This window comes from Vibrio sp. 2134-1 (assembly GCF_033339495.1).
Genome location: NZ_JAWOUS010000558.1, coordinates 1 through 638 on the forward strand (window position 1 = coordinate 1; position 638 = coordinate 638).

A 638-nucleotide genomic window follows, 5' to 3' on the forward strand; every position below is an offset into this window, starting at 1 on the left:
CCAATAAACTCACCGCCAACTTAGCCATGCGTAAAACACTCAAGCACATCGCTTGGTTTGCTATCGCGCTCGCCACAGGATTCACCTTTGTTGGTTACTTTGTGCCGATGAAACAACTGGTGATTGATTTCTTCACCTTCAACGCGAACTTCTGGCCAGTATTCTGGGTGATGTTCTTTGCCATCTGTACTTACGGCAACGCAGGTTGGATGCGCTCAATCATGTGTATTCACATGTGTCCTTACGCGCGTTTTCAATCAGCGATGTTCGACAAAGACACGTTCATCGTCGGTTACGATACCAAACGTGGTGAAAAGCGCGGTCCGCGTTCACGTAAAGCCGATCCAAAACAACTGGGCTTAGGTGACTGTATTGACTGTGACCTGTGTGTGCAGGTGTGTCCAACTGGCATCGATATCCGTGACGGCTTGCAGTATGAATGTATCAACTGTGGCGCTTGTATTGATGCGTGTGACAACACTATGGATCGCATGGGCTACGAAAAAGGCTTAATCAGCTACACCACCGAACACCGTCTATCGGGCAAACACACCAAAGTGATGCGACCTAAGCTACTGGGCTACGGCGCGGTACTCTTGGTGATGATTGGTCTGTTCTTCGCTCAAATCGCCGCCGTC

Annotated in this window: 1 protein-coding gene; it reads left to right on the forward strand. The window is 49.5% G+C overall.

Going from position 1 to position 638, the window contains the following annotated elements:
- The coding region (gene ccoG, locus R7R78_RS27215; protein WP_225474749.1) for a cytochrome c oxidase accessory protein CcoG at positions 1 to 638 on the forward strand (638 nt) is incomplete at both ends.